We start from the raw sequence: 25,960 nt of genomic DNA on the forward strand, positions 1-25,960 counted from the left end.
AGAATTGAGCCTCGACTATAGCGCCATTCATTCCACCGAATAACTCCCCTCAAGGCCCAACTGGTGGGACCGTATGCGCGATCGTCCATCTGTGTCGCTGGTAGCTATCCAACCCACCTCTCACTGACCACAGCTCGACGATCACTGCGCCGACGTATGTCGTCGTCAGTGTCGTTGTCGTGCCTGTAAGGGCTGTTTGGCTTACCAGCACTGCGTTGGTATCTGCCCGAAGCAAGCGCGCGCTGTATGTCGTGCCTGCCTCGGGGCCGATGTTGGCTTGGGTGGTATCGACAACCTGGTCAGCCTGCAGGACGCGATCACGGTGGGTCCAGGTCAGCACCACATCACCTTCCACCGACGCTGGATATGCAACGCCACCGATCTTCAGTTTGCCGGGAGGATATGGCCGGTATTGGCGCTGGGCCATCAACAACGTATCGACTGGGGCCAAGGCCGCGTCCAGCCAGCCCCCGGAGCTGAATGGCAAAACCTTTGCCGATACGGTAACGCCAACGGCGTACTCAGCGGGATCGACGGCAGATCTGTCGGCGTAGAACCAAATCCTTGCCCCGGCCGCATGGGGTACAGGGACTGTGTCACCACAGCCCCGCTTGATCACTGCATTGCCGGTCATCCAATCCACGCTGACCAGCTGTACGGTCTCGTTATCAATCACACCGACTTGGCCCGGCGTGAAGCCGGCGATATCGGTCACAAAGGTGAACTGAACGGCGGTATCCAAGTGGCCGATGGCGCTGATGATCTGTGCCGATGGGCAGAAGTCGCCGCTGCCGGCGGCGTTGTAGTCAATGCCACCGGCTTTGGTCAGCAGCACATAGTTGATAGAAGCATTGGTCGGCCTGCGGATCATGATGCCGAAGGCGCATGCAGTCGGGTGCAGTGCAGCGAGATCAACCGCAGACAGGCCAACCACCAGGTCTCGGTATGACAACTCGAATGGCTTGCGCACCGCTGCCGGAAGCGGTGCGGTAGTAGGCGGTACCCACTCAGGTGGCTGTACTTCGACAAAGGACGTGGCTGGCAGGCCGAACGCATCCTGCATGGCCGTAACGGTGATTGAGCCTGAAGCCAGTGTGCCGTCCTCAACCTTACCTGCCCGCAGCACCATCTCGGCAATGCCACGCCGCGTGCTGCGAATACGGAAAGGAGTACCTGGTTGCAAACCGCTGGCACGTCGATCCAGGGTTACTTTAAGCCGCTTTGAAACGCCCTTTTCCCGGAGCACCCGTTGTGCCACGCGCAGCGCCAGCGAGGCTGTAGGAAGGTGCAGGTAATCAATCGTTTCCGTGATCGCCCCACCGGCTGACACGATAGCTGCCGTGTTCTGCACACGCACCTGCTGCTTTGCGCCGTATGCCACCGGGTTGGTGAAGGTCACAATGATTTCATTTGCGGCTGGTGCCGACGCTGCGTTCTCGTCGTCCTCAATGCTCAGCAGCCCGCTGTCTTCATCGAACAACGGCAGATCAGCTACCACGTAGTTATCGCGGATCAGAAACAGCTGCAACTTGGCAGTGCGGCGGTTGAGCACGACGGCCGCCCCGATGTGATCCAGGATCGACTGCATAAAGGACGAGATCTTGTCCTGCTGTTTCCAAGCCAGACACAAGCCGAACCCTTCAGCAAACAATGCATCGGCTGCACTGCGCCACTGCGCATCATCAATCAGCGATCGATCTTTACCTCGCCCCCAGTCACGGTTGGTTATGGCTTCATAAAGAATGTGAGCGGGGTTCATTGCCTGGATCGACCCAAGGGCGATCGTCACCTTCTCCGGGTACCAGGTGCTGCCATCCCACCCACCGCTAGTCCGCGCTACGCGAACTTCCCAGGGTTTCGGATAGGGCGACATGCTGGTCACCAGCCCGTCATAGAACAGCGTGCATGCCCCACGAAACGCTGGTACCAGGCCGCCCAGCATGCCAGCCAACCGCCGATTGACAGGCTGGCCCGCAGCACCAGTCATCATGTCGATGGTGCCGTGAATACCGCCCTCGCCATCATCGCCACCGAACAAGGTTGCAGCGGTGATCTTCCAGCGCGCCTGCCCTGACTTTGCGCCACTCCATGCAGTGCGGCCGCCTACGCGAATTTCTTTGAGCACGTCGATCCAGCGGCCAATCCCCATGTGGATGCCAAAGAAATAGCGATGCCCCTTGGTTATGGGCTTCTTATCAGCGCTCATCTAATTGCTCCTGGTGCTCACGCTCGGCCTGTTCGGCCAAAGCGATCGCAAATGCATTGCCACTCGCGCGCAGCTCAGCGACATCGATGCCGTTGAAGACGAACTCGTTGTAATCAAGGCCCAATGCGGCGGCCAACGGTCTGGCACCACCACAGCAAAGACGCAGCGCATGTAAGTGGCGCGGCCAGGCGCGCACGGTCAGTTGCCGATCCATGTGTCACCGTCCAGGAGTGCTGGTAGATTGTTGTTGGGTTCTTCAGGCTGGAATGGGTCGTACTGGGAAAGCCCAAGCCCCAGTTTCTCGGATGGCGAAAACCAAGCCTCAATCGGGTTGGTGGTACCCGGCAGAATGCCTGGCACCCAGCCGCCGATGCCAGACTTGCCGCCCTTGGTCTGGATCTTCGAGGTGCGGAAATTGCCGTAACTCAGCACGATCCAGTCCTTGATCCAGACGTCACCGAAAATTACGTACTGCCGCGTGCCTTCCTCGGCCACAGGAAATTCAAATTGCTCGAATGCGGCAGGCTTTGGCGGCTGGATCTTGGGGCGGTTCGCATAGTTAATCGCCGTACTGACGATCATCATGATGATGGGGAATGGATTCATCAGAACACCATGTTGCCGTCAAATGGCGAACGGCCGCTTAAATGCATGTAGCCGCCGTAGTTGGGTAGGTTGTTGAACTTGCTATTGCAGATTGAACCAACCTGCCCGCAGCCTGGGTAGGCCGTGATGCTCTGCCCCAGGACGATACGCGAGGTACCGCTGAGCAGCGTCAGTACCTGGCCGGTGTGAGCAGCAATACCGCGCCGATCGAACTCACCGGCCCCGATCGGCCATTCGATGTACCCACCTGAAAACCAGCCATCGGGGAACCCAGCGAATGTCCCGCTGTTGATCGCCACGCCGCTCATGCTCTGCACAACAGCGGCGACCTTGAATGCATTGCGGTCCACACCGCAGGGCGGCGTATAGATCGCGTGCGGGCAACCGCGCTGCCAGGTCATGCGCAGGCCAGGCTGCTCAAGCGATGCATCAAAAGGAACAGCCTTGACCGTACAGCGATCCAGCTTGGGCCAATTCACCGAGGCAATTTCGCCGAACCAGCTCACCAATACCTCAGGCTCGCCGTGGTGCATGTCGTAAATGACCAGGTCGATGGTGTTGCTCGGCGGTACCCCTCGATAAAGCTGCGCCACTTCAAGTGATGCCGGCGCGGTAATGCTGAGAGAGTCGGCACTGGCCTGGCCGGTCTGGCGGATACCATCGTCAGTGATTCCACCCACCTGACTGCGAAAAATCTGGGTGTTGTGAGTGATATCGCGGTCTGAGCTGTTGTACAGCCAGCGCAGCACTCCGCGCTTGAACTCATAAAGGCGGATCGGTGCACCGGCGGCGAGTGAGTGCTCGCGACTGTTAAAACTCATCGTCACGTACCCCTCTGAAAGTCAGCGAGCTGCTGGCAACACCCTCGCTATCGGTTTGGTGATGAATCTCGACGGCATCGCTATTTCCACGGCAGAGCGCCAACCAACTGATGCGCATCACATCACCTGGCTCGACCAGAACACCGAGGGCGCTATCGATCGCCAATCGTTCTGTGTGCTGATCCAGCTCGATGCTGCCAGTGATGCGTCGATGCAATGCAGTGCCGTTGAATAACTCGATACGGATATCGCGCCGGCCAGTTTTGCTTTGACCAAACCGGGTGTAGCCCACGTAGGCGACATCGAGGACAGTGCTCAGTGCGGACACCGTGGCGACAAGCTGGAGGTCATCTGCATGGGTTGGCACCCAAAGAGGCACTTGTCTGCCAGCCAGTGCATAAAGCATCGAGCGGTACGCAGCACGTGCGGCACGCCCCATATCAATCCAACGGTGCGCCTGAACCGGCATGGTCCGGTTTGCGGTATCCGTTGTCAGTGGGGTTGAGAAACCACCGTCCAGTGTTAGTAGCAGGCGCTCATAAGAACTGGTGAGATCCTCACTTTCATCCGGCCGAGCCTCCAGCACAGGGCGCCCTCTATATAAGGTGGCAGGCATCACGGCGGGCCAGTCGCAAGCGTCGGTGATCATAAACGTCACGTCTGCAGCGATCGCCTGATCAGTCAGCCGTTGCAGCACTGGTGCCTGGGTCAGCCGCGCCGGGCGTACCGGGTAAATACGGCTACCTGCAGGCCAAGCCTGCTGGGTAGCACGTTTAAGCAGCAGCCCGCCGGCAGTGACGACATCAATCTCAACTGTCTCGCTGTTGAAGGCACTCTCGCCACGCAGCATCGCGAGCCCTCCATCCCGGAAGTCCAGGTACTGGGTGCTGCAGATAACCGATAGCGCCCCAACTGGTACCGGTGTGGAAAGCAGCTGGATTTCGTGCCACAGCGGCAGCGCCCAAACGCGTGCGCCCCAGCCAAAGAGCATCAGGTCGAGCAGTTGCCGCTCGCGCCCCTCGACGTACATCGCCGCCTCCAGCTCACGACGAGGAGCCAGACGCAATTTCCGGCGCAGCTCGACCATGGACTCGCTAGACAGAATGTCTGTCGCCCAGGCCAGCCGCTCGATCACGCCATCGGCCCAGTCGGGCACGAATGACCAAGCGATGATGCGGTTGGCTGTAATGCGTACACCAGGTGATTCAGCATTATCGAAGATCCACGCAACGGTGGTGTCGAGCACCGGCTGGCCTTCAGGCGTAACGCTGACGTTCCAGGTCAGTTCCTTCAGTGCTGGGAATACCATCGGCGGTACGGGCTGGCCAGCAACCAGAATGCCCTCGTCGGTACCCTCAATCGATGCGAGTGTGCGCGGTTCGAGGTGAGCGTTCCAAAGCCGAACAGGGGTTGTCTGGATTGAAACGACGTTGCCGAGATCGAGGCGCTGAGGGCTGATGTGAATGCGGTGATAGTAGTCGTCGAGAAACGCGCCACGCGCCGTACCTGGAACCTCTAGCTCCATAGAGCTAACAGGCCAATGAGTTGTTAGCGCTTGGCCTTTAACGAACACGTGCCCCACTGTGACAAATGGCAGCGGCACCCACGCGAACTGATCATGGGCCACGGTCAGATAAGGGTTAACCTCCGCCGCGAGTGTGGGCCTGGCGATCACCCCATTTAGGACTGCCACTACGGCCCCTCATAACGCACGGCCCAACCGAACGTACCGGAATGCTGGATGTTGGTACCGCCATTCCGGTTAACCACGTCCTTTCTGTAGCCGGGGAAGATCTTCCAGCGCTCAGATCCAAAGGTAATGACCTCTCCGGGCTCGTGATTATCGACGCGGGTGAATCGGGCATTGATTAGCTCTAAAGCGAGTGAGAGCTTGGAGCTTGGACGGGTAATAAAAGCTCGTATTGGCAGCAGCACTGCCTCGCTGTTCCATGTGTTGGGAAGCAACGAAATCAGTTCTGACGCATTGTATGAAATCCCAATGAGATCAGAGCCTGACGACCAGCCAGCACCGTCGAAACCATGGTGGATTCTGCAATTGTCTGGACCGTCAGAGTTGTAGGCGGCCCAGAATGGAAGCCCTGAAGGATGGACTGTGCTTGATGAAGTAACGGTCAGCGCGATACCGGTCGAGGCCTGCATTCCAGCCGTAGCCGCAAACCACATCCCCGTCCCTGGCAGAGCGATGTCTGATTGGCCAAAGGCACACCACTGGTAGCGATCAACGCTGAACCGTACAACCAGGAACACCTCTGTCGGGAATACAAAAATCTCATATGCCGCAGGCCAAGTAACAGCTAGGTTGCCAGTGCCAAGGACATGGCAACTTCTGCTTGAGGCACCGGCTAAGGTACTTCCAGCCCCGATCCCCGTACCGCCCGTAATCTGAAGAGAGCCGTTAAAGATGACGGTTCGACAGAACATCGTGCCTTTCGACAGGATATCTCCAGTCAGCGTCCAGCCCTCCGCAACGCAAGCACCGATCAAGGCGCTGCGCAGCGCGGCCATGTCGTTTGCTGCTCCGCTGTAGTAAGCCATTAGTTGTCCATCCTCAGCGCGAAATAGTCCGTATGTCCGGTTCGCCATACGTCCTGGATCACAACGTAGGTGTGGCCACCGATGACCAGAGTGTTCTCGACGGCATTGTTGAAACCGGTGATGTAGAACACGCCGTCTAGTGCTCCCCAAAGGTTCAAATTGCTTTGGAACATCTCCACAGGCAGCAAGTGATACACGCCGGCCGTATCGCGCATGTTCTGAAAGGAACTCGCAATGTAGGTGTTAACCCATGGGTAAGTCAGAGGCTGAGTCCAACCGTCATTGGTTCTTAAACCCAAGTTGGCCCGGTTGCCCTTGTAAGCCATGGAATGAGTTGTATCGCTGAAGCGGGTTGCGGGCGCACCGCTTAACATACCGCCGCAAACTACCGGATACGGGTACTGGCTAGGTCGGCCATAGGGCAGGCATTTGCCTACGTAAAACGACTCAAAAACCGGGGTGCCAACCTTCATCGCGCCGGTAATACGCTGCCCGTTGAGGGTGAGCCAGTAGTCGATTCGCTGGTTGTGGGCAGGAACCCCAGATAACCGAGCACCCGGTTGGTTATCGAACGTATTGCCCGGCACGTAGCCCGTGAACACAGCGGCTACGAGGTTGTAGTAGTCGGCACCAGCATCCTGGTATGTGCGGAAGCCGACGAATATCTCCTCGTCGCCTGTATAGCCTTTGCCCTTGAATATCAGTTCACGATTGACCGCCACAGTGTCGTAGCGCAGCACCTGCCATGCGGCATTCGCAGCACTGGCCGCACCCTGAGTGACGGGGATGCCGATCACAGCACCCACAGCGAAGTCGGTACTGCCGTCGCTGATCAGGAACTTGATCAACCCGTTGTCGTAGGGCGTACCCACCACAGCATTGGCCTTTGCCCCGGAGACCGAACCAACAACCGAGAACGTGCCGCCATTGGCTGCAGCCACGGTGCAGGTCAGCGTCCAGGTCTCGGTGATCGCCGCCGGCGAGGCTTCAATGGCAGTGATCGTCCCGTTGCCGGTACCGGATCGGGTAATTGTGCCGAGATCACCGAAGCCACCGCAGAAGTGCCGCAGTTGCGCGAGCATGTTGTAGTGGGCCCACTGCCCGTTGCTGTTATCGACAAAGCCGATCTTGTGAGGCATGACTAGAGTCCCAGGATGGTGCGAAATTTGGCCGGATCGCGTGACAGCATCACGGTGAACGCCTGATCACCTGCTGGGCTGTTCAGCACGTCGGCGATGCGTTCGGGGCTGTCGATCAGGTTGAAGGTCTGGCTGTTTTTCAGCGTGGCGCTCATCGAGGCGGCAGGCTCTGCCAGTCGGCCGCCTGGCATACCAGGTGCAGGCAACGCAGGTGCCGGCACGCCGGCCAGGCCACCGGTGTTATGGCGTACTCGGTACGACCAATCATTGAGCGCGGCCATGCCACGCGCGTTGAAGTCATTCAGGAATGTCAGTGCACCTGGTTGGGTGACCACCGCAGCACGGGTGACGAACTCATAGTCCGACAGCCAGGCCGGGATGCTGTCGCTGGTTGTGGTGCCGGGGCCGCGCACATGGCCACCCTCTGCGAAGAATGACCCGGCCCAGGATGCCGCCGAGCTGAGCCAGCTGCTGTTCGCCGCGCCACTAGTTGCGGCACCCGCCACCGAACTGGCACCGGACATACCGTTGGCAGCTGCCAAGGTTGTAGCTGCGGCCTGGATAGCGGCAGCCCCCGTTAACAGGGAGCCGCCAGCGGTGGATAGCGCTGCAGCAGAGCCTGTTACAGCTGCTGCACCGCTGGCCATATCTGCCTGACCACCGTCTGCGCCGAACATACCCATAACACCGCTGGTCAGCGATTGCGCCAGGTTCTCGGCGGCCATCTGGGTCATAGCATCCAGCACACTTTGCCCCAGTGCCGATACCGCCTCACGCAGGGTCATCGTGCCGTTGGCCAGGCCGGTAAGTGCTTCGGTAAACCCCGAAGCAAGCCCATTGCGCAGGGTCTCCTGCAGGAGCGTGGTTGTGGCCTGCAGCTGCTGGGCCTGAACATCCAGTGCAGCGAGGGCTTGGGCAGCGGCCTCACCAACTACACCTGGTTGTTTGGCAAGGTCAGCCAGTACCGGCCGGATCTGTTCGAGCTGGGCGTAAGTCTGGCGGTGAATATCCAGGATGCGCTCGCGCGCCTGCAGCTCGGTAAAAAGCCCAGCATCCTGCTGCACATTGACCGATTGTTCCTGGCGCTGCCGCTCGGCCAGGATACGTTCCATCTCGCGCTGCAGGTCGTCGAGGCGCACCTTGGCCTCGGCAACCGGAATCAGCTTATCGAGCCACGCCAGGCCTGCGTCGTTGCCAGCCTTCTCGAACTCAGTACGCATGCCTTCGAACTTGCTGCGGATCTCCAACAGTGCCGCATCGGTTTCTCGCCCGGCAGCACGCAGAAACTCAGCCTCCAACCCAGAGTTGATTCTGGCATTGGCTACAGCCTGGCGTTGTTGCTCCTCGGCATCGAGCAGCACCAAGGCAGCCTGGGCGCGATCGAGCATTGCACCGGTCAGGCCCTTTTCAGCCAGCTCGTACTGGCGCACCTCAGCAGCGGTCATGTTCAGCGTCGAGGCCTGGCGCTCCAACTGCGCCAGATAGTTTTCCTGGGCACGCGCTTCGCGATCGACGGGGGCTTTGCGTTGCCGCTCGGAATAACGCTTTTCAATGGCGGCAATGTCTTTGTCGATCTGCGCATCGCTGATCAGGGCGGAGTCAGGGTTCGCACTGCGAATCTTTTCAACGTTGGCCCGGTATTCGGCGATCGCCCGTTCTTTCTGCTCGACCTTGGAGAGGCCCTGTTCACGGACTTTTGTAATTGCCTGCTGCGCTTCGATCGAATCCTGGTTGATTCGACGCATCTCTCCCTGCCAGGCCGCTTCGGTATCGCGCTGCTGAATGGCAAGCTGCAACCGAGTCCGATCTTGATCAAGCTGCTTGGCACCTTCCTCAGTTGCACCTTGAATAACCGGTGAGAGTTGATCCCACACTTCCTTGGCAGCACCCAGTGGACCAAGAATCACAGCATTTGCGGCGACGCTGCCGGCATCAACATCAGTAATGCTTCGGCGATCTAAGGCCGCTAGTTGTTCCTCAAGTGTCTGCTCACGCCCTACACCGACCATCTCATCCCAGGCTTCGGCTGCAGCGCCTTTGATGCGCTTCCAGGCGCTTTCAAGCAGCCCAAGGTTGCCCTCGATCTGAGTCGCGCGGCTTTCCATGGTCTGGGCCAGCTCTTCCATGGCTAGCCGCGCCGCTTCGGTTTCATCACCCTGTTCAGCCAGGGCAGCGATCTGCTCGTACACCGCTGCGCTGAGGAAGTTGTATTCGCGGTTTAGCTCGGCGACTGCCTTGACCGGGTCGTTGGCAATTTTCACGAACTCGGCAACGGTTTCAGATACAGCTCGACCTGTAGCGTCTTGCATCGCCACCGCAGCAGAAGCCACCAGCATGATTTGTTCACTGGCAATTTTCCCGCTACCCGCCACCTCGGCGAGAGCAGCTGCGGCTCGACGCTGCGTACCGCGCACCAGATCCATCGATGCCGCCATGCTCATCAGTTGGTCGCTGCTGGTACCAGCAGCATTACCGGACAAAATGAGCTGCTCGCGGAAATCAGCCGCCTCCTGACTGCCCTGGTAATAAGCCAGGGCAGTGGCACCTAGGGCGACAGTGGACGCCGCGATAGCGAGTGTTAGCGGGTTGAGTGTTGATACCAGAGCCCGCGCAGCATTGCCGATGCCACCGAAACTGTCCTTGATCTGCCCACCTTGCTGGATAGCAACCAGCCAGATCGGCATGCCGCTGGCCAGGCTGGTGGTGATGTCGGTGATCTGCATGGGCAGTTGGCGCATCGCCTGCTGGTACTGCCCTGCAGTGATAGCACCGGCGCGCATGGCATCGTTCGTACCGCCAAGACGAACACGCTGCTCCTGGAGCTTGGCGTTGAAGGTGTCGAAGATTTCCAGGTCGAGCTGGCCAGAGTTGCGCGCCCGGCGCAGCTGCTGCTCCATATCGTCCAGTTCATCCAGCTTGCGGATCACCGGATCGATCTTGCCCAGCAGCTGCTGCAGTTCCTGGGACTCTTTCTCCACCGAGGCAGCGGCCACCTTGGCTGCCTCCGCAGCTTTCAAATCGGCCTGCGCCTTCAGCCCGGCTGCGCGTTCTGCGTTGTGGTAGGAGTTGATGGCATCGGTTTGGGCAGCGGCGTTCTGTTGCCAGGCACCATTGGCCTCCTGGGTAGCAGTGGCGCTGCGCTGGATGCTGTCGGCCATGCCATTGGCTGCAGCTTGCTGCTGCAGGCTGGCCTCGACGACTGCGCGAATGCGCGCAGCCGCTTGTTCAGCGGTCTCGCCCAGGTGGTTTAAACCTACAGATGACGTTGCGGTGGCAGTGCCGACGTTTTCAACGGACTGAGCAAGGCCCTGCAGCTCGCGCTGACCTTGTTCAAGGTCAGTGCGCAGGCGCAGAGCAAACTCAATATCACCGCGGTTATTCATCGGCCGGCATCCAGCTGGTAGGGATGTCGGAATGTTCTCCCGCGCGCGCGTTGCGCTCTTTTCGGCTTACCGAAAAACTACTAGAACAGTCCGGCCGGCTCGGCTGCGATATCCCAGCTAAAGATCAACACTTCCCGCGCCTCGCTGCCTTTTCCGCCACCTACGGTGTAGGTAATGTCGGTGCTCTCGATGTGGTAACGACCGAACACCCGGCGGATATCTGGGTGGTCGTTCAGGCTGATGATCGCCTTGCCCTTGATCCGGCCGATCAGTTCCGCCATTTCCTCGTACTGCTCAAAACCGAACGGCACCCCATATCCCTCGGTCTGCCAGTACGGCGGGTCGCAGTAGAACAGGGTGTGGGGACGATCATAGCGGCGGATGCAATCCTGCCAGGTCAGATGCTCGATATAGGTATTGCTCAGGCGCAGGTGCGCGGCAGAGAGCGCCTCTTCTATACGCAACAAGTTGAGGCCAGGCGGCTGGGTGGTGGCTGTTCCATAGCTCTGGCCATCCACTCGACCGCCAAAGGCGCTCTGCTGCAGGTAGTAAAATCTGGCTGCTCGCTGGATGTCGGTGAGTGTTTCTGGCCTTGTTTCCTGGAGCCACTTGAACACCTGCCGACTGCTCAACGCCCACTTGAACTGGCGGACGAACTCCTCCAGGTGGTGCTGCACGACCCGGTACAGGTTGACCAGGTCGCCGTTGATATCGTTGAGCACCTCTACCTCGGCCGGTACCGCGCGCAGAAAGTACAAGGCAGCGCCACCCGCGAACGGTTCGACGTAGCAGCTATGGCGTGGGAACAAAGGGAAAATGCGGTCGGCTAGGCGGCGTTTACCGCCTATCCAGGGGATGATGGGTTGGGCGTGCACAAAGACTCCTGGCCATCGTTCGATGGCGCTATACGGAGGCTCTCGGCCCTCAGATTATTGATGGCCCGGCAACGCGGGCACTTGATCTGCAAAATATCGAACCGGCCAACCTTGGCCAGCAAGCGGCTACAACCGCCACAACGTAAGTCTTTCACTCTCGGCAACACCTTTACCATCTGCTAGGCTCGCCCGGCTCACGCGTGAGCGGAGGGCCTTGGCTGGGCTGGCAAGGTGTTGCCTGTTCGGCACCTGGGTCTGGTGTTAGCGCACCAGATCCAGGAGCCCTTCTTCTATCAATCCGCCTTGGCGGTTATCTCTTCCTGCAGCTGCTCGATGGCCTGGCGACATTCGGCAGAAGTGGCGCGCTGCAACTCTGCCTGGGCAACGTCACCAGCCTGCTCACTGAAAGGCAGGTTGTGTTCGGCGATCTCGGCGGTGCGCCGCAGTTCTGTGATGGCTCGATTCATGGTTTCTTCCTACCCAGTGAGTGTCTATTACCGGCGGCGTCGTGCTGGATCAGATCCCATCGAAACCTCCTACTTGGTCAGTTGCTTCAGGTGTTTCTCAGCAGCATCACCGCCGGCAAACGCCTGGTTCATATCTATCAACGCCTCGGCGCGATCCTTACGCCTGAGGCGCTGCTCGGTTTCATACAACAGCAGAATTTGGCGCTGCGTCAGCTTGCCGATTCGCTCAGGGTCACCGTAGCCGGCTCGGATGAGCGTGCCGTAGACGTCGCTCCAGCGCGAAGATCGGCTACCTGGCGCTCGGCCAGTATTCGGTCGAGGACGCAGCGATAGAAGAAAGGGCCGTTGGCCGTCCACCACTTCATCAGCAGCGTGCGGCCTTCGTATTGGCTCTTGAGTGCCTGCAACTCAGCCAGCTCGATGTCGGCCGAGACGGCGAGCGCTTCCAACACTGCATCTTTATGCCGACCAATAAGCCCGACGATCTGATCTACCGGCGGCAAGGTGTCCGCCTTGATCAGCTCGTATAAGTCATCCAGGAACGGCTGCAACAACGGTTGCAGCCGCAGCCCCTCGACGAAGCCATACTCGCGCACCGTCACCTCGCGGCCATTTAGGGTGGCCACCAGGTTGGGGTGCAGCAGCTGCAGATCGTTGGCACCTTCGGCCGCTGCCGGCTCGGGCGCAGTGATCACGCCCTTGCGTGACTTCTTGACGGCCACTTAGCTGAACTCCACATAGCGACCGTACTGCCCCAACGCGCCGTTGGCGGGCTTGCTGGTGTCGAGCAGCGAGGTGAAAGTCACCGGCGCGCCGGCCAGCTGGTTGCCAGAGGTGATCATCGCGAGGGTCTGCAACAGGCCCGGCGAAACCTTGTAGATCTCCAGCAGCACCGGCGCATCGTTCTCCGCCAGGTTGACGCCCTTGTAACGCATCGCATAGTTCTTACGAGTGCCGTTGAGCAGCGCCGCCTGACGCGTTGCGCCATGCGAGTAAGCAGCCTTCAGAGGCTGGGTTGGCGCAGGGGTGGTTGGCAGGGTCAGAAGTTCAACATCACCAAACACGTCGTATTCGTAATGGGTTCCGCGCACCAAGGTAAACGGGGTCGGTGTGACGCTGTCAGTGAGCACCAAGCTGCTGACATTGGTTTTCGCCAGTTGAATCACATCACCAGCCACCAGGCCGGTTGGGAATGCCTCGCCGGTTACAGTACCGGCAACCTGCGCGGTCAAGGTGCCCAGGCTGAATTTAGCGATGTTGTCAGCATCGATCTTGTGCAAGGTCGCAGACCAATCCATACCCAGTTCAGTGAAGAACTCGCGCACCTTGGCCTTCTTGCCACTGTAGGACTCGCGGTGGTTGATGGCAGTTTGCGACATGGTGCCGCTCAACTCAGACACATCTCCGACCCAGACATAAGGGCCCAGCGCGCCGCCAGACAGTATTTCGGCCAGTTCAAACTTACCTTGGCCGTAGAAGTATTTATCAGTCTCAGACATGGGTCACCTCACTGTGCAGCGGTGGCGGCAGAATCGGTTTCAGGTTTGATCACGCCCTGGGCGAGCAAGAAGTCGCGCTCCGGGGCAGTGACGGAAATGGTGTCACCCACGGCCTTAAGCTCGTCCTGGTGCGTGTGTGGCTTGGCCAACTTGACCTTGAACAGCTCGATTTTGGCGGGTTCTGGTTGCTTGCTCACGGGGTGCCCCCTAGTACGTGGGTGGTGTGGTAAACGTCGATCCAGAGCACGCGGTCTTGATCACTGTCGAGCACCTGGCCCTTGAGCCAAATGCAGGGCGACCAGCTGCCTGGCGTCCAACCGATCAAGGCTTCTCTCGCCTTGCCGGCAAAAATAGTGGCCTCATCCTTCGCGGCCTCCGCGTGCGGGTCGCGGTAGTTCCTGGTGCAAATCACCACCCCAAACACAGCCGAGGCGGCGGACTTGCGGCGCGGCTGGCCACCATCGGCGGCCGGGTTGCTCTCGGCGGCCAGCACCACGTAGCAGGTGCCGGTACGGAAATCCTTCAGGCCCTTCAGCGTGTGGTACGCGGCAGCACCATTGACCTCCTCAAAGTCACTCACCTGTTCGCGCAGGCGCTGCTCGATCAGCGAGGTGTCCAAGGGCGCGAAACTCATCAGAAAGCCCGCCGACTGGTGCGATCGAATACGCTCGATGACGACTCAAAGCGCACGTCGAGTTGGTCCGGGTTGCTGGTGATGGGGTCTTCAGCGCCCAGGCTGAACTCGCCTTTAACGATCATCGCCAGGAACTTCAGTGCATCCTTGTAGTTGCGCACCACAGGGTCGGTGTCTTCTTTGCCGCCGCGATCCTTGTGCAGCAGGTAGCGCGCGATGTCGCGCGTCCAGCCGGTGACCAAGCGCGGTACCGGGCTAAGTGGCAGCGGGTAGCTGCGTTTGGCGAGTGAACCGTCAATGATGCTTTCAGCCTCGGTGACGGCATCCTGAATACGTTGCAGGGCATCATCCGCCACGACGACCTGGTCGGTAGGCCAAGTGCTGCGGTCACCACCGCGCAGGGTGGCCTCCATCAGCTCAGTGGCCACCTGGCGCGCACCTTCTTTCGTGGCCACTTGGGCCAGCTCGCGTGCACCTGGGCGTTCGGCCAGGTCGTCGGGGGTGATGTACTGCATGGCTTATTGCACCTCGACCAGGCCGCCGAAGATCCCGCGCTCAACCTTGAGGTTGGGCTCGTTCTCCAGCTGCTCGATCTGTTCGACCGTCAGGGCATCCAGCGCAATACCGAAGCCCTCACGGGTGAAGCGGTAGCCACAGCGGCGAAAGCCCTGTTCGGGAATCGCCACAATCCAGAGGCCTTCGATATCGCCGTCGTCGTCCAGCGCCGAATTATCGAAAGCATCAGTGGCATTGCCACCTGCAGGCGTTGCATCTGACTGCGCCTCTGAACCGCCACCAGCCAAAGCCGCAGTGCCTGACTGCAATTCACTCAACGCAACCGAGAGCGGATCATCAACACCCGAAACACCAGGCGGATACGGCAGCGGCTCGATGCCGGCATGCTGCTCGATCTGCAAAACGAGTTGCTCAGGCGGCAAAACGTCGTACTGCCCGATAACCAGGAACTGGCCGAGCTGACGCAGCTGCGCCTCTTCCAGATTTGCGAGCGGTAGCACATCAATGCCGCCTGCTTTCAGCGCCTCGATGTACTGAGCTGCTGGCAGGTCACCGACAATCAAAACAATCGGGGCATCCTGCCCCTTAGCACCGGCCTCCAGGCCGGGTGTTGCTTCGCTCACGGGTTGTGCATTTTGGGCAGGCGGCGCAGTCGCAATCGGTGCCGCGTTATCGGTAATGTCCGCCGGCTGGTGGCCCAGCTGTTCGGCGGTAGCAGGGGCAGCTGCAGGAGCTGCCTTTTCTGCGCGCGGGGCCCGCACTTTGGGTGCGGTGGTGCCGGATTTACGAGACATGCAACCCCCTTACAGCCACGGAGTGACGAGCACTTCCACAGCGTTGCGGTTGATGTTGGTGGTGCCGTTGATCTGCTCGGCGTTGATAATTTGCAGCGCTTTGGCGCGCAGTGTCGCCGGCACCACCAGCATGGTCGGTTTGATGCCCAGCTTTTTGCCCTTGTCGCCGCTCATGCCCTGCATGGCCGCAAACGCGGCGTTGAAATTGTCAGCAGTCAGCTCCTGCTTGGAGGCATACGCCAACTGCCACAGACCATAGCCGACGTTCAGGCGCGCATCCGTGCCATAGATGAACTCCTTTCGCATGGCCACGTTGTGGTCGCCTTCCTTGTCGAGCGAAATGAAGTTGTAGTTTTTACGACGCTGCAGGATCAGCGGCTTCATCACGCGGCTGGTGTCCATCAGGTACCAGGCAGCCCCCGAGCCGCCCTGGAAGTTACTCACGCTGACTTCCGCACCGGCTTCGTTGACCACCGGGTGGTCGGTATCGAAGAAGAACTGGCCGTCGTAACAAACCCGGCTAAAACCTGCAGCTAGCATCTCGTACACAAGTAGTGCCGGGTGATTGGCTGCGTCCTGGCCGAGCTGCGCCATCATCGGGCCGAATACACCAAAGGTGTCGTCTTCGATGGTCTCGCGTGCCACACCCACGGTGTTCTCGAAGGTGCGGTTTTTGATGGTGTAGTCGTGCAGTTTCAGGTTCTGGATAACGCGGTCGCCCAGCCACTCACGAAACGAGGTGGTGCTTCCCAGCCAGGGGTAGGTTTCTTGGCTGGTGGTGGATGGCACGTCCAGGACGAATGGGTTGAAGTCCGGGGTCACACCGGCAAACGCATTCTGGAACGCAGTTCTGTAACCGGTAAAAAGATCCCGCAGGCTTTGCTGATTAATGATCATCTGGTGTCGCTCCTTTAGATCTCGATCCAGACGCCCGCGCTATCCACATCGCGGATAACGCCGGCAATCGAGCGGGTGCTGGTGGCAGAGGTCTTGGCGACCGTCTGGTCGTCGACGATGTAGGCACTGGCACCGATATCGGCACGGGTGATTTCGTCGGTTGAGGTGCTGTTAGCAAAAGGGAACACACCTCGGCGCGTCTCGACGCGCTGGTCACCGATAGCACCGTCGCGGTTGTCTACGTGCTCCTGGGCAACACCGCGCGCTTTGAGCGTGGTGGCGGTGCTGCCCGGTACGGCGTTACCGGCAGCATTCAGGCAAACCAGAGAGCCTGCAAAAATCCGTGTTGCGGCGGCGACTGGGTCGGAGTTCTGCACGCCATCACGGCGCACAGTGTTGCGGTCTTTGGTGAGCGCGGGCATGGCTTATTGCTCCTCGACCTTGGCGGCCTTGAACTGTTCGTGGGTCAGGCCCAAGCGCGAGCACACAGCCAGCTCGTTCTCGGTGAGTCCGGTTTTCTCGTCGGCAACCGGCGCTTTGCCCTGGGTCTGGCTGCGCGCCAGTGCCGCAATGGGCGCTGCGGTATTCAGGTAGGCAGTCAGGGCAGCGCGGTTACTTTTGCCCAGGTCGCGGGCCCAGGCTTCCATGGTGGTGTGCAGGCGGCCGTCCTCCAGAGCACCGGTGATCTGCTCTTCCAAGTCTCTCTCGTCGCGCTCGCCCAGGCGTGCGGTCAGCGCTACCAGTTCGGCCTTCATGCCATCGACAACCGACAACGGCACAAACTGCGATGTATCCACGTTGATGGCTGCCTTGGCTTTTAAACCGGTGCAGGCAGCGATCAGCGCATCGCCATTAGCCTTGTCATCCAGGCCCAGGGCTTTGCGCAGATTGGCGGTGTGGGCGGAGAGCGCGGCAACTGCCTGCTCCTCGGTGGTGTTCTCGGCAAGGCCGAGGGCGGCGATCAGCGCCAGCAGCAATTGGTTCACGGGGTTTTCCTCTGAGGAGTCATCGAAACAGCCGAACGACGCCGCAGCACGCAGGCTGAGTTCCTGCATGCCGTCGATTGCCGGGGCATTGGTGAGCGCGCCCATCTGCACGTCCAGGACGTCGCCGGTGGTCGGGTGATAAAGGAATACGGGGCTGAAATATTGGTACTCGCCCTCGGCGATGTAATTCGCGGCGCGGGCGGTGAGTTGCACCTGGGCAAACAGGCCTTCGCCTTCGCGCCACTGCAGGTCGGTGTACCAGCCAGCTGCGGGTGCCGGCTGGCCATTCTCTTCTTTGCGCAGAGTCTGGTGTTCGTAGTCGATCACGCGCTTGTTCTTGGTCGCGTGGAAGCGCTCGATCACCTTGCTGGCGACGGCCTGGTTGATGTGCCAGCTGGGCACCTTGATCTCACGACCGTCTGCCGGCGTGAAGTGGCCCGCCGGGGTCACCTGCAGCCAGATGGTGTTGTCGTCAGCAACCGAACCCAGCGAGTAACTGCAGGCGGCGAGTGCTACGGCGAGGGGGAGGTGTTTAGTTTTCATGCCGCCAGATTGGGGCGGCAGATGGCGCTGTTCTTTTCGGTAAACCGAAAATCGCCTTGAGGGGAAGTTGGAGCTTTTCTACGAAACCACGCCTGCCCATGTTCTGGCAAGGGCGCTAAACGTGTTTATAAACGCGATTTGCGCGGCGAACGGGGTTGTATGGGTACAAGGGCCGCGCCTGAGGCGCTTAAAACGCCTCACAGGGCTGTTTTCAGGCTCCGGCCAATTTCGGCATCAGGTACCGCGTTGCGATGCCGGCGATGGCGTAGTTGTCATCGTCACTGGTACCCAACCAGGGGCGTGCAGGAATCTGGATGGTGTATGCGCCGATGGTGACCCACTGCGAGAAATTGCTTTTGCGCTTGCTGACGAACAGGTTGCCTACCTCGCCTGATTTACCGTCCTGGCGGAAATACGCTTGTTGGCTGCGGCCGGCGATATCGATGCTGCCGCCAAAATGGTGCATAGCGCCGTAGATGCGGTTGGTACCGAACAGCAGCTCGTTGTCGCTTACCTGGTAACGCAGGGTGTTCTTCAGGAAGCCATCGAGCACCAGGATCTTGTCGCGGTTCTTGCGTTTGCGTTTGAGGTAAGCCGGTGACAGAGCCTGCCACGGTGTGCCATCCGGTGAACTCTGGCTGGCGAAGCGCCGGTCATGAGCCAGCAGCAAGTACTCGCCGATATCGCGCAGCATAGGCTTCGGGTCAGCAACGGCGGCTACGGCCTCGTTGATGATGGCCAGTGCGCCTGTGCCGTCAAACTCCAAAGTGGCCCCGGCCATACGATGCTCCTATACTGAATTCAACCGATCAAGCGAGCAGCCTCTGCCAGGGCCTCCAATCCTACGTTTGCGGTGAACCCGGTGTGGCAGCGCCGGGTTTTTCATTGCCAATCCAGAGGAGAAAGCTGTGGCAAAGAGATTTCCAAAAGTCAGATGCTCTGAAATAGCAGTCAAAACATTAAAAAACACTGAGCACTACATAGTGCCAAGCGAAACCGCAGATCAGGCCATTGCTCAGTTCCAAAGGCCAGACGCTATCGTTGAGGCTTCTGGCAACCTCTGGGCACAGGTCACAGAAACCGATGGAGAAACGTTCCAGCTGGCACTCAAGGACGGCAGAACTTTCACCCTTGAGCCTGGCAACCCAGGCTACGATCGTGTGCGTACTACTCACAGCAAAGTTATTGCAGAAATCGATCAGGATAAATTGGCCTATTACGGTGATGACCACTAACGGCGCTCGGACCGATAAAGCCGCACCCCCTGCCTCAACCCCTCAACATACCCGCCGTCCGCCGGCGGGAATGTAGTTACACCCACTGCACCATCTGCGCCTACCTCAAACACCGCCACGGCCGGGGCCACTTCGCCCTCTACTGCAAAGCGTGCCAGGTAGCGGCGGCGTATCACGGACTTCTTCAGCGCGCCCAGCCATTCCATGCGTACCCAAATCTCGTCGGGGTTCTTCAACGCATCAGCCAGCATCAGTAGCCACTTGCCTCGTCCGCGTTTGTTGGCCTTCAGCTCGCCCGTTTTGCGCTCAATGAAAAGCTCTTTGCCCACCACCAAGCGCTCACCGATCACATCGCGGACCACTGCCGGTGTTTCCAGTGTTGCGCCGAACTCATCCAGGTAGCGCTGCACATAGGCGATGTCGGTCAGGTTGTCCGGGAGTACTCGTTCTGTCGGGTATGTGCGAGGTGGCGGCAACTGATCCGTTGCTGGTCGGTTAGGTAAGCCAGGGGCTGCCGCTGGTATCAGCTCTTCGCTCACCCGTGGCATGGGCACCGCACTGACGAGCCTGGCCTGGCCGGGAATGTGCTCAAACCCTGGATCAATACCCAGCGGCACCTGAACCGTGCGCGGCCCCTGCGGGCTGCGCTGGCCGATGGTACGCGTCTCCCACACGATGGCCGGGGCGGTATCCGGGCCGGTTTTGCCCATACGCACCAGGTCGTCATAACTCAGCGCACGCACGCCGCACTGGCAACCCCAGGCGTTGATCGGAAAGTGGTACTGCCACCACGGGTCATCCCAACGCAGCACCATGCCATTCCAGGCCTCATGCTCCTCGCGGGGGAACTCCACAGCGTCACTGTGCAGGTACTGCCAGTAGGGGCGCTCTTCGCGCACAGCCATCAGCTGCTCATAGCGGCCTGCCATGTAGCTGCTGCGCAGGTTGGTCTCATAGATCACCCGCGAGCGCCAGTTGCGCCCGCCGTTGTAGCTCCAACCGTACTTGGCCACGATGCGGTCGAAGTCCTGGCGAAACTGCTCAAGCGTGGTACCGCCCTCGATGGCGCGCTGCACAGCCTGGTGGAAGTCAGCCACCAGGTCATCGCGGTTGGCACCGGCCACGGTGAAGGCGTAGTCGTGTTCGCGGCCGTATACGTCCGTCCAGCCATTGGTGGGCAGGTTGAGTTTCCGACGCAGGAACTCATTCTGCTCGCGGAACGGCAGCGACGTGGCGCTAACGGCCATTGGCGGCCTCCTGCAGGATCTCGTAACGGCCCTGCAGGGCAGCAGCAGCCAGCGCCTGGGCCATGGCGTCGGCGTACTGTTCGATGCTCATGTCCGGTAGCAGCTCGGCCAGGCCATCGCGGATCTGCTCCAGGCTTTCGGCACCTTCCACCAGTTGGCGAATGCGTGCGATCCACTGGCCCGTGATCGGCTGCAAGTCATCGTCCAGGCGATCAGCTGCAGTTGTGGCAGGCTTCTGCGCGGTGGCCACCGCAACACCTGCAGGCGGCTCGGCAGGTACAGGTGCCGGCAGTGCGGCGGGTGCAGCAGCCTGCAGGATCTCCTCGCCCTCGGCCGGTTCAGGAATGGCCAGGTTCTCCTGGGCCCACTGCCGCGGGATCTTGAACCCCATTTTGACCAGGGCAGGCAGAGACTCAGCGTAGGCCTTGAGATCCTCTGGTTCTTGGGTTTGGAACACCAGACGCGGGCAGCGCTTCCAGCTGTCGGCCAGGCCGTTGAGCACCGCGATCGGGTAGATCAGGTCGCGGCTGATGGTGGCGGCCAGCTGCTTGGCGTCGGAGTCGCGCAGGTCAAGGCGCACCTCGTTGTGTACGTTGCCCAGGGCGTTGGTGTTGGTGCCGTCGCCGGTACCGCTGGTGAGCGTGCCACCCAGGATGGCCTTGGACTGGGTACGCTCGCACCAGTCGATCATCAGCTTGAACGCTGCCGGGTCGCCCTCTGCAGCGTTTAGGAAATCCATCTCCATGCCGATCGGGATAATGCCTGCCGCGCTGTGGCCGAGCTGGGCCAAGGCGCGCAGCAAGGTCAGTTTCTCTTTCTCGGTGGCACCGCCTGGGTATTTGCCCACGCGCATGGGGATGCCGTAGATCTCCAGGAACTCAGCCAGGTCGCCCACGCTGTAGTTCTTGAACAAGTACGGCCACACCAATACGCGGAACAGGGCCGAACGCTCCAGGTACCCGCTTTTAGCCTTGTGAATGTGGGTGATCCAGCCGTAAGGCTGCAGCGCCTCGCCACCCGAGGCCCCACGCAGGCGGATCTCCTGTCGCTGACCGCGCTTGAGTTGGAACCACGTTTGCGGCCGGTGATCGATGCCCTTGGGCAACCAGTCGCCATCTACCCGGTGCCAGCCATCGAACTCCAGGCAGGCAAAGCCTTTGCCAATGGCATCGGTGACGTCGAACAACATCAACTCGAAATCATCCAGGCCAGCCATCAGTGCCTGCAGTGCCTCGGTGGCGGCTTTCTCTTTGGCTGTGGGTTTGTCCGGCGGGACGATCTGCCAGTCCAACTGGGATACCGCGCGGCGACGCTTGTCCATCTCGGCGAACACGTGGCCATCCTTCTCCTCGATGTCCTCGAACAGCTCGTACTGGGCAATCACGTCACCCTGTTCGGCCTGGTCGAGGATGCCTGCCAAGCGGCTTGGCGTCAGGCCACGCGAGGGGTGGTTGCCCACTTCGTGGTGCAGGCTGGTGATGTGGGCAGTTTGCGGCTCGCGGATCTCGGCCAGGCGGATCGGGTGGCCGTCAGGGCCCAGGATGCGGGAAGTGGTCACCATGATGTGGAATGCTCCGGTATTTCAATGTCGTTGTCGTCGCTGGCCACGTTGTCGAAGCCTCGACTATGGCGAGGCAGCATGGTCGCCTCGATGATGCCGCCCTGCATAAAGCTGGCCCGTACGGCCATGGCCAGGGAGATCGCCGAGTCACCGTGACGCTTTGCCTTCGAGCTGCTGCTCTCCAGATCCTTGGTGCGGCCCTTGTCGATCACCGGCACGCCTTTCTCGACCTTGATCGAGAGCAGGTCATCAAGCGTCGTCTGGTGACGCGGGATCTGCAGGTTGAAGGCCTCGAACTCACCCTTGAGTTTTGGCATCCACTCGGCGTACCAGGCCAGCGACAGCGCCACCTGGTCGACCATGGTGCTGCCGTACTTCAGCGCCGCCTGTTCGGCCAGGTAGCCGCCGTTACCAGTAGCGTCGAACGCCAGGCCAGTCAGGCGCGGTAGGCGATCGCAGATGTAGAACATGATCTGCCGCTGCGCCTCATAGGTGAGGTTGCGCAGCTCCACCTGGAACGGCACGCGCTTGCGCAGCAGCGGATCGATCTGCAGCGGGGTGAACACGGTGAGATCGCCACGGCGGGCAAAGTCTTCACCGAAGGTGTGGCGGTTGCGGTCGCTCAGGCGGGCCAGCTCAGGCTGCAGATTCTCTTCGCACCAGGCACGTACCTCGACCTCGCGCATCTCCGGCGTCCACTCCTCGAAGCCTTCCGGTGCCTCGTAGCGGTAGATGCGGATCGAACGGTCGGCCACCATCGCCGCCTCGATCAGCACGCGGCTCAGGTAGGCACCACCGCTCTTCTTCGGCACGCACCCGTACTCTTCCTCGGCCGATTCGATGTTGGGGGCGTTCTTGTACAAACCATCACGCCAGGCCTTCTCGGCCTCTGGCGACCAAGTCTGGCCGGTGACGTAGCAGATGCGTTTATACAGACCCTCGGCGATCGCGCTGTCCAGGGTGATGCGGTGGATGCTGTAGTCCTTACGGCCTTCGCGGGCGTCCTGGATGTAGGTATTGAAGGGGTTGTCGACACTGTTATGGGTGCTGATCAGGCGCACCTTGTTGCCCCACATGGTCAGCGCCAGGGCGGCCTTGAGCAGCTCTTCCAGGGATTCATGGAATGCTGCTTCGTCGATCACCACGTCGCCCTGCAGGCCGCGCAGGTTACTCGGCCGGCTACTCAGCGCCTGGATCTTCCGCCCCGTTTTCGGGAAGCGGATCATGTAGGTGAGGATCTCTTCCTTCTTGCCGTCGTCCCAGAAGGTCTGCTCGTAGACGTCGGCCTCGGCCATCTCATTGAAGGCTTTGGCGAACAGCGCGCAGGCGGCGATGTACTCCAGCGCCATCTCCTGTTTGCTACCCACGTAGAAGGTGTTGCAACCGCCACGGCGGCGCGGCTTAGCCGCGTTGACCACATTGCGGCCAGCCTCAGCCCAGGTGATACCCGTTCGGCGCGACTTCTCGCCGATCATGATCTGGCTTTCGTCCTCGAACCAACGACGCTGGTACGGCAGGAACACTGGCTCATTGGCCGGCTGGGCGTCGGCGATCTCTTGGGGCACGTCGACGCCGAGCAGCTCCATCTCTTCGGCGAGATCGATCTTGCGCGGCGCGCTGGTGGCGGTAAGGCCCTTGCCTAGGTTAGCGGTGGTGGCTTGCATGGCCATCAGCAGCGGCCTCGCTGCGCGGCTTGACGATCAGCCAGGTTTTCGAGGGCCGCCACCAGGGCGTCTGGATCTTTGCGCAGGTGAGCCAGGCGCCAGGCCAGCGTATGGCGACCGGTGCGCCGGGGCATCGAGATGCAGTACTTCTTCAGGACTTCGTTCATCAGGCTTTCCCCAGCAGAATGCCGCGAATGCGGTTTTCGAGCTGCTCGCTCATACCGTCGCTGCCGCGCATGTCCTCCAAGCGCTGCTCCTGCTCGGCCAGCAGCGCCTCGCGGGCTTCACGCTCGATCGCCTTGCGCTCCTCACGGCTGGCTTTACTGGCCGACAACACGTCCTTAGCGGCGCGCGCCAACTTGCGCACGTCATCGATCGTGGTCTCATCGTCGATCTGGGCACCCAGGGCAGCATGCGTGGTCAGGGTCTGGATGGACTGCACCATCAGCGCGCCAGCCCTGTCGTTGGGGTTCTCGCCCAGCTCCTCGACCAGCAAACTGGCCATGGCTTGCTGCTCGCGCAGACGCTTGGCCATCTCGTCGAAGCTGACTTTGTAGCGACCGATCGCTGAACGGCTGGGCTTATCCGCAGACGGGAAACGCTCCTGCAGCTCGTCGATCAGCTCATCCAGGGTGAGCCGGTTCTCACGCAGCGCGCGCTCGATGTGCGACCGCACATCCGGCTGCAGCTTGTCGATACTCGACTTTCGGGCCATTGGTCAGGCCCTCGGCTTGCTGACGCCTGGCACGGAAGAACGTCCCGCAGCCACGTCCTCGCCACGCTCGGTCAGGGTCACGACCAGGACGGAGCCAATGTCGTCAATCGACAACAGGCCCTGCTCGCCGAGCCAGGCCAGGTCGCCCTTCACCTGGTCGCGGCTCGGGTGGTGCCCAAACTGACCCAGCAGGTTGGCGATCACCGAGGAGTTGGAGCGGTACTGCGGCAGCTCCGAGAGGATGCGCAGCATCACCAGGCGTTGATCTTGGCGCAGAAAGTCAGCGTATTGAGTGCTCATCGCAGCCTCACTTGTTGTTCAACAGGTATTCGTTCATGCGCTCAACGGCGCGGGCCAAAGGGTCGAGCGCTTTGGTTACCCCCGCGATCTCGGCCTTGATGCCTTTCATGTCGCCGGCCACCTCGGCCAGCTCGCTGGACAGTTCTGTTAGCTGCTCGCTGGTGGGCAAGTGCTTCATCTGCTGCTCAAGAACCAGGATGCGGTTGTCTTGCCCATTCAAACGGGCAGTCAGCTGATCGGCCTCTTCCTTCGAGCTGGCCTTGCGTGCCGTACTTATTGAGTACGCGCCAACTACTACGGTGAACACGAACTGGCCAACGCGCAGTAGGTAGTCAAAATCCATCAGCGTTCTTCCTTGTCATGCAGATCCAGCAGTGCATTCAGCTGCGCCAGGTTGGAGAGCGCCCAAGCGCCGTAGTCACGCGCATGGGCCAGGATGTCAGTCGCGGCAACGCCACTTTCCAGTAGTTCGGCGTCAGAGCCGGGGGCGGGCCAGGCCGCTTCTTGAGATAAGGGGTCAGCTCGGCAGGCTCCTGGAGCTGGGGCATGGGCTCCAAGCGCTGCGTTGAAGTCGCGCAGCCAGCCACAAGTGACAACGAAGCGAGGAGCAGGCACGGCAGCGCCGCCCCGCGTAGGTGTGTACTGAGTCGAGACATGGGAAATCCGCTCCTGAGTGAGTTGTTTCTGCAGGTGGCCGATCTTGCCCTGGGCGTCCAGGAACAGTTGTTCGGCCTGGTTGGCGCGCTCCACCTGCTGCCGGTACACCAGCAGATTTGCCTCGGCGGCATCGGCACGTAGGGTCTGGTACTCCAGGCGTAAGGTCGCTAAGGCTTCATTGCCTTCGGCCTTGGCTTTTCCATGGCCTAGGTCGTACATGTTTTGGCCATGCACCCACATCGCCAAGGCAAACAGGGCGACCAAGGCCAGGTACCAGTGCTCGATCAACCAGCCAATGAGCTTTCTCATCGCCGCCCCCTACGCTTTAACTTGCGTGGCAATGGCGGAGCTATGCGCTCGCGTGGCGGTGGCGATGCGAACAGTTCGGCGGCAGCCAGCCAGTTCCGGGAGCAGGCGGCAGGCGAACTGCTGGTCAACGTGACGAGCAGAAACAGTGTCGGAATTTTCATGGCGGCTATACCTATCGGCACACACGCCAGGGCCCCAGCCAGCAGCCGCATACATCGGCTCCCAGCGCAGCAGAATGGCGCGTGGATAGTGGCGGTTCTCACGAAAGTTGCTGGCCGAGCGGCCGGCGTTGTGCCGCTCGACATGACCGAACCAGGCCAGCTGATCGGCCCCCTTAGCCGATGCCAACC

General features: G+C 60.4%; 30 protein-coding genes and 1 pseudogene. 1 reads left to right on the top strand and 30 read right to left on the bottom strand.

Annotation, left to right across the window (positions count from 1 at the left end):
• Positions 1-49: 49 nt before the first annotated feature.
• From DBR00_RS06770 to DBR00_RS06865, 21 genes are all read right to left on the bottom strand, one after another.
• The gene (locus DBR00_RS06770; RefSeq protein ID WP_108486177.1) at positions 50-2,206 is read right to left on the bottom strand and encodes a phage tail protein; all 2,157 of its coding nucleotides are present in this window, start codon (positions 2,204-2,206) and stop codon (positions 50-52) included.
• Complete coding sequence (locus DBR00_RS06775) at positions 2,196-2,420, bottom strand: hypothetical protein (protein ID WP_108486176.1); 225 nt, start codon at positions 2,418-2,420, stop codon at positions 2,196-2,198. Before DBR00_RS06775 ends, DBR00_RS06770 begins: the two co-directional genes overlap by 11 nt.
• A complete protein-coding gene (locus tag DBR00_RS20715; RefSeq protein ID WP_177479921.1) occupies positions 2,405-2,812 on the bottom strand; it encodes a hypothetical protein in 408 nt (135 codons plus the stop codon). The genes DBR00_RS06775 and DBR00_RS20715 overlap by 16 nt, the downstream gene beginning before the upstream one ends.
• Complete coding sequence (locus tag DBR00_RS06785; protein ID WP_108486175.1) at positions 2,812-3,633, bottom strand: phage BR0599 family protein; 822 nt, start codon at positions 3,631-3,633, stop codon at positions 2,812-2,814. The genes DBR00_RS20715 and DBR00_RS06785 overlap by 1 nt, the downstream gene beginning before the upstream one ends.
• Positions 3,623-5,326, bottom strand: coding sequence for a hypothetical protein (locus DBR00_RS06790; protein ID WP_108486174.1), 1,704 nt, complete (start codon positions 5,324-5,326; stop codon positions 3,623-3,625). The genes DBR00_RS06785 and DBR00_RS06790 overlap by 11 nt, the downstream gene beginning before the upstream one ends.
• Positions 5,326-6,189: a hypothetical protein gene (locus DBR00_RS06795; RefSeq protein ID WP_108486173.1), complete on the bottom strand. Its 864-nt coding sequence runs from the start codon at positions 6,187-6,189 to the stop codon at positions 5,326-5,328. Before DBR00_RS06795 ends, DBR00_RS06790 begins: the two co-directional genes overlap by 1 nt.
• On the bottom strand, positions 6,189-7,328 hold the full coding sequence (locus DBR00_RS06800; protein WP_256582941.1) for a hypothetical protein: 1,140 nt from the start codon (positions 7,326-7,328) through the stop codon (positions 6,189-6,191). Before DBR00_RS06800 ends, DBR00_RS06795 begins: the two co-directional genes overlap by 1 nt.
• A gap of 2 nt (positions 7,329-7,330) precedes the next feature.
• Positions 7,331-10,711 (bottom strand): phage tail length tape measure family protein, encoded by a 3,381-nt coding sequence (locus DBR00_RS06805; protein WP_108486172.1) that lies wholly within the window; start codon positions 10,709-10,711, stop codon positions 7,331-7,333.
• A gap of 80 nt (positions 10,712-10,791) precedes the next feature.
• Positions 10,792-11,586 (bottom strand): DNA adenine methylase, encoded by a 795-nt coding sequence (locus DBR00_RS06810; RefSeq protein ID WP_108486171.1) that lies wholly within the window; start codon positions 11,584-11,586, stop codon positions 10,792-10,794.
• Positions 11,556-11,762, bottom strand: coding sequence for a Com family DNA-binding transcriptional regulator (locus DBR00_RS06815; protein ID WP_108486170.1), 207 nt, complete (start codon positions 11,760-11,762; stop codon positions 11,556-11,558). The genes DBR00_RS06810 and DBR00_RS06815 overlap by 31 nt, the downstream gene beginning before the upstream one ends.
• 117 nt (positions 11,763-11,879) lie before the next feature.
• Positions 11,880-12,053 carry a hypothetical protein gene (locus tag DBR00_RS20720; protein ID WP_177479923.1) on the bottom strand — a complete coding sequence of 58 codons (174 nt, stop codon included), beginning with the start codon at positions 12,051-12,053 and terminating at the stop codon, positions 11,880-11,882.
• A 209-nt stretch (positions 12,054-12,262) separates the two neighbouring features.
• Positions 12,263-12,775 (bottom strand): DUF6631 family protein, encoded by a 513-nt coding sequence (locus DBR00_RS20640; protein ID WP_158271549.1) that lies wholly within the window; start codon positions 12,773-12,775, stop codon positions 12,263-12,265.
• Positions 12,776-13,552 (bottom strand): hypothetical protein, encoded by a 777-nt coding sequence (locus DBR00_RS06825; RefSeq protein ID WP_108486168.1) that lies wholly within the window; start codon positions 13,550-13,552, stop codon positions 12,776-12,778. It lies immediately after the preceding gene.
• An 8-nt stretch (positions 13,553-13,560) separates the two neighbouring features.
• On the bottom strand, positions 13,561-13,749 hold the full coding sequence (locus DBR00_RS06830; protein ID WP_108486167.1) for a hypothetical protein: 189 nt from the start codon (positions 13,747-13,749) through the stop codon (positions 13,561-13,563).
• The gene (locus tag DBR00_RS06835) at positions 13,746-14,186 is read right to left on the bottom strand and encodes a hypothetical protein (protein WP_108486166.1); all 441 of its coding nucleotides are present in this window, start codon (positions 14,184-14,186) and stop codon (positions 13,746-13,748) included. Before DBR00_RS06835 ends, DBR00_RS06830 begins: the two co-directional genes overlap by 4 nt.
• On the bottom strand, positions 14,186-14,701 hold the full coding sequence (locus DBR00_RS06840; protein ID WP_108486165.1) for a gp436 family protein: 516 nt from the start codon (positions 14,699-14,701) through the stop codon (positions 14,186-14,188). The genes DBR00_RS06835 and DBR00_RS06840 overlap by 1 nt, the downstream gene beginning before the upstream one ends.
• A gap of 3 nt (positions 14,702-14,704) precedes the next feature.
• Positions 14,705-15,496 carry an HI1506-related protein gene (locus DBR00_RS20645; RefSeq protein ID WP_158271550.1) on the bottom strand — a complete coding sequence of 264 codons (792 nt, stop codon included), beginning with the start codon at positions 15,494-15,496 and terminating at the stop codon, positions 14,705-14,707.
• Positions 15,497-15,505: 9 nt separating this feature from the next.
• Positions 15,506-16,393, bottom strand: a complete 888-nt coding sequence (locus DBR00_RS06850) for a Mu-like prophage major head subunit gpT family protein (protein WP_108486164.1) — start codon at positions 16,391-16,393, stop codon at positions 15,506-15,508.
• A gap of 14 nt (positions 16,394-16,407) precedes the next feature.
• Positions 16,408-16,815 carry a hypothetical protein gene (locus DBR00_RS06855; protein ID WP_108486163.1) on the bottom strand — a complete coding sequence of 136 codons (408 nt, stop codon included), beginning with the start codon at positions 16,813-16,815 and terminating at the stop codon, positions 16,408-16,410.
• A 3-nt stretch (positions 16,816-16,818) separates the two neighbouring features.
• Positions 16,819-17,922, bottom strand: coding sequence for a phage protease (locus DBR00_RS06860; protein WP_108486162.1), 1,104 nt, complete (start codon positions 17,920-17,922; stop codon positions 16,819-16,821).
• Between the two features lie 211 nt (positions 17,923-18,133).
• Positions 18,134-18,703: a phage virion morphogenesis protein gene (locus tag DBR00_RS06865; RefSeq protein WP_108486161.1), complete on the bottom strand. Its 570-nt coding sequence runs from the start codon at positions 18,701-18,703 to the stop codon at positions 18,134-18,136.
• A gap of 127 nt (positions 18,704-18,830) precedes the next feature.
• Here DBR00_RS06865 and DBR00_RS06870 point away from each other — a divergent pair, with 127 nt between their 5' ends.
• Entirely contained in the window at positions 18,831-19,157 is a 327-nt protein-coding gene (locus DBR00_RS06870; RefSeq protein WP_146180673.1) for a hypothetical protein, read from the top strand.
• On the opposite strand, the gene DBR00_RS06875 is transcribed toward DBR00_RS06870, so the two are convergent.
• From DBR00_RS06875 to DBR00_RS20945, 9 genes and pseudogenes are all read right to left on the bottom strand, one after another.
• Complete coding sequence (locus DBR00_RS06875) at positions 19,154-20,404, bottom strand: PBECR2 nuclease fold domain-containing protein (RefSeq protein WP_108486159.1); 1,251 nt, start codon at positions 20,402-20,404, stop codon at positions 19,154-19,156. The two genes, DBR00_RS06870 and DBR00_RS06875, sit on opposite strands and share 4 nt — an antisense overlap.
• A complete protein-coding gene (locus DBR00_RS06880) occupies positions 20,394-21,965 on the bottom strand; it encodes a DUF935 domain-containing protein (protein WP_108486158.1) in 1,572 nt (523 codons plus the stop codon). The genes DBR00_RS06875 and DBR00_RS06880 overlap by 11 nt, the downstream gene beginning before the upstream one ends.
• Entirely contained in the window at positions 21,959-23,635 is a 1,677-nt protein-coding gene (locus DBR00_RS06885) for a hypothetical protein (protein WP_108486157.1), read from the bottom strand. Before DBR00_RS06885 ends, DBR00_RS06880 begins: the two co-directional genes overlap by 7 nt.
• Positions 23,635-23,796, bottom strand: a complete 162-nt coding sequence (locus DBR00_RS20650) for a hypothetical protein (protein ID WP_158271551.1) — start codon at positions 23,794-23,796, stop codon at positions 23,635-23,637. The genes DBR00_RS06885 and DBR00_RS20650 overlap by 1 nt, the downstream gene beginning before the upstream one ends.
• Positions 23,796-24,344: a phage protein Gp27 family protein gene (locus DBR00_RS06890; RefSeq protein ID WP_108486156.1), complete on the bottom strand. Its 549-nt coding sequence runs from the start codon at positions 24,342-24,344 to the stop codon at positions 23,796-23,798. The genes DBR00_RS20650 and DBR00_RS06890 overlap by 1 nt, the downstream gene beginning before the upstream one ends.
• Before the next feature lie 3 nt (positions 24,345-24,347).
• Complete coding sequence (locus DBR00_RS06895; RefSeq protein WP_108486155.1) at positions 24,348-24,644, bottom strand: hypothetical protein; 297 nt, start codon at positions 24,642-24,644, stop codon at positions 24,348-24,350.
• 7 nt (positions 24,645-24,651) lie between these two features.
• The gene (locus DBR00_RS06900) at positions 24,652-24,987 is read right to left on the bottom strand and encodes a DUF2730 family protein (RefSeq protein WP_108486154.1); all 336 of its coding nucleotides are present in this window, start codon (positions 24,985-24,987) and stop codon (positions 24,652-24,654) included.
• Complete coding sequence (locus tag DBR00_RS06905) at positions 24,987-25,610, bottom strand: lysis protein (RefSeq protein ID WP_108486153.1); 624 nt, start codon at positions 25,608-25,610, stop codon at positions 24,987-24,989. The genes DBR00_RS06900 and DBR00_RS06905 overlap by 1 nt, the downstream gene beginning before the upstream one ends.
• Before the next feature lie 9 nt (positions 25,611-25,619).
• Positions 25,620-25,960, bottom strand: a pseudogene (locus DBR00_RS20945) (hypothetical protein); the annotation flags it as partial.

Origin of the sequence: Pseudomonas sp. HMWF032 (genome assembly GCF_003060885.1) — a bacterium.
Lineage (GTDB): Bacteria > Pseudomonadota > Gammaproteobacteria > Pseudomonadales > Pseudomonadaceae > Aquipseudomonas.

Bases quoted from the DNA above. Each gene is read 5' to 3' on its own strand.
- DBR00_RS20720 (WP_177479923.1), bottom strand. From the start codon at position 12,053: ATGAATCGAGCCATCACAGAACTGCGGCGCACCGCCGAGATCGCCGAA.
- DBR00_RS06785 (WP_108486175.1), bottom strand. From the start codon at position 3,633: ATGAGTTTTAACAGTCGCGAGCACTCACTCGCCGCCGGTGCACCGATC.
- DBR00_RS06770 (WP_108486177.1), bottom strand. From the start codon at position 2,206: ATGAGCGCTGATAAGAAGCCCATAACCAAGGGGCATCGCTATTTCTTT.
- DBR00_RS06895 (WP_108486155.1), bottom strand. From the start codon at position 24,644: ATGAGCACTCAATACGCTGACTTTCTGCGCCAAGATCAACGCCTGGTG.
- DBR00_RS06865 (WP_108486161.1), bottom strand. From the start codon at position 18,703: ATGGCCGGGGCCACTTTGGAGTTTGACGGCACAGGCGCACTGGCCATC.
- DBR00_RS06825 (WP_108486168.1), bottom strand. From the start codon at position 13,552: ATGTCTGAGACTGATAAATACTTCTACGGCCAAGGTAAGTTTGAACTG.
- DBR00_RS06840 (WP_108486165.1), bottom strand. From the start codon at position 14,701: ATGCAGTACATCACCCCCGACGACCTGGCCGAACGCCCAGGTGCACGC.
- DBR00_RS06835 (WP_108486166.1), bottom strand. From the start codon at position 14,186: ATGAGTTTCGCGCCCTTGGACACCTCGCTGATCGAGCAGCGCCTGCGC.
- DBR00_RS06905 (WP_108486153.1), bottom strand. From the start codon at position 25,610: ATGAGAAAGCTCATTGGCTGGTTGATCGAGCACTGGTACCTGGCCTTG.
- DBR00_RS20650 (WP_158271551.1), bottom strand. From the start codon at position 23,796: ATGAACGAAGTCCTGAAGAAGTACTGCATCTCGATGCCCCGGCGCACC.
- DBR00_RS06795 (WP_108486173.1), bottom strand. From the start codon at position 6,189: ATGGCTTACTACAGCGGAGCAGCAAACGACATGGCCGCGCTGCGCAGC.
- DBR00_RS06775 (WP_108486176.1), bottom strand. From the start codon at position 2,420: ATGGATCGGCAACTGACCGTGCGCGCCTGGCCGCGCCACTTACATGCG.
- DBR00_RS06855 (WP_108486163.1), bottom strand. From the start codon at position 16,815: ATGCCCGCGCTCACCAAAGACCGCAACACTGTGCGCCGTGATGGCGTG.
- DBR00_RS06900 (WP_108486154.1), bottom strand. From the start codon at position 24,987: ATGGATTTTGACTACCTACTGCGCGTTGGCCAGTTCGTGTTCACCGTA.
- DBR00_RS06815 (WP_108486170.1), bottom strand. From the start codon at position 11,762: ATGGTAAAGGTGTTGCCGAGAGTGAAAGACTTACGTTGTGGCGGTTGT.
- DBR00_RS06880 (WP_108486158.1), bottom strand. From the start codon at position 21,965: ATGGTGACCACTTCCCGCATCCTGGGCCCTGACGGCCACCCGATCCGC.
- DBR00_RS06805 (WP_108486172.1), bottom strand. From the start codon at position 10,711: ATGAATAACCGCGGTGATATTGAGTTTGCTCTGCGCCTGCGCACTGAC.
- DBR00_RS20645 (WP_158271550.1), bottom strand. From the start codon at position 15,496: ATGTCTCGTAAATCCGGCACCACCGCACCCAAAGTGCGGGCCCCGCGC.
- DBR00_RS06890 (WP_108486156.1), bottom strand. From the start codon at position 24,344: ATGGCCCGAAAGTCGAGTATCGACAAGCTGCAGCCGGATGTGCGGTCG.
- DBR00_RS06800 (WP_256582941.1), bottom strand. From the start codon at position 7,328: ATGCCTCACAAGATCGGCTTTGTCGATAACAGCAACGGGCAGTGGGCC.
- DBR00_RS06875 (WP_108486159.1), bottom strand. From the start codon at position 20,404: ATGGCCGTTAGCGCCACGTCGCTGCCGTTCCGCGAGCAGAATGAGTTC.
- DBR00_RS06860 (WP_108486162.1), bottom strand. From the start codon at position 17,922: ATGAAAACTAAACACCTCCCCCTCGCCGTAGCACTCGCCGCCTGCAGT.
- DBR00_RS20715 (WP_177479921.1), bottom strand. From the start codon at position 2,812: ATGAATCCATTCCCCATCATCATGATGATCGTCAGTACGGCGATTAAC.
- DBR00_RS06850 (WP_108486164.1), bottom strand. From the start codon at position 16,393: ATGATCATTAATCAGCAAAGCCTGCGGGATCTTTTTACCGGTTACAGA.
- DBR00_RS06885 (WP_108486157.1), bottom strand. From the start codon at position 23,635: ATGGCCATGCAAGCCACCACCGCTAACCTAGGCAAGGGCCTTACCGCC.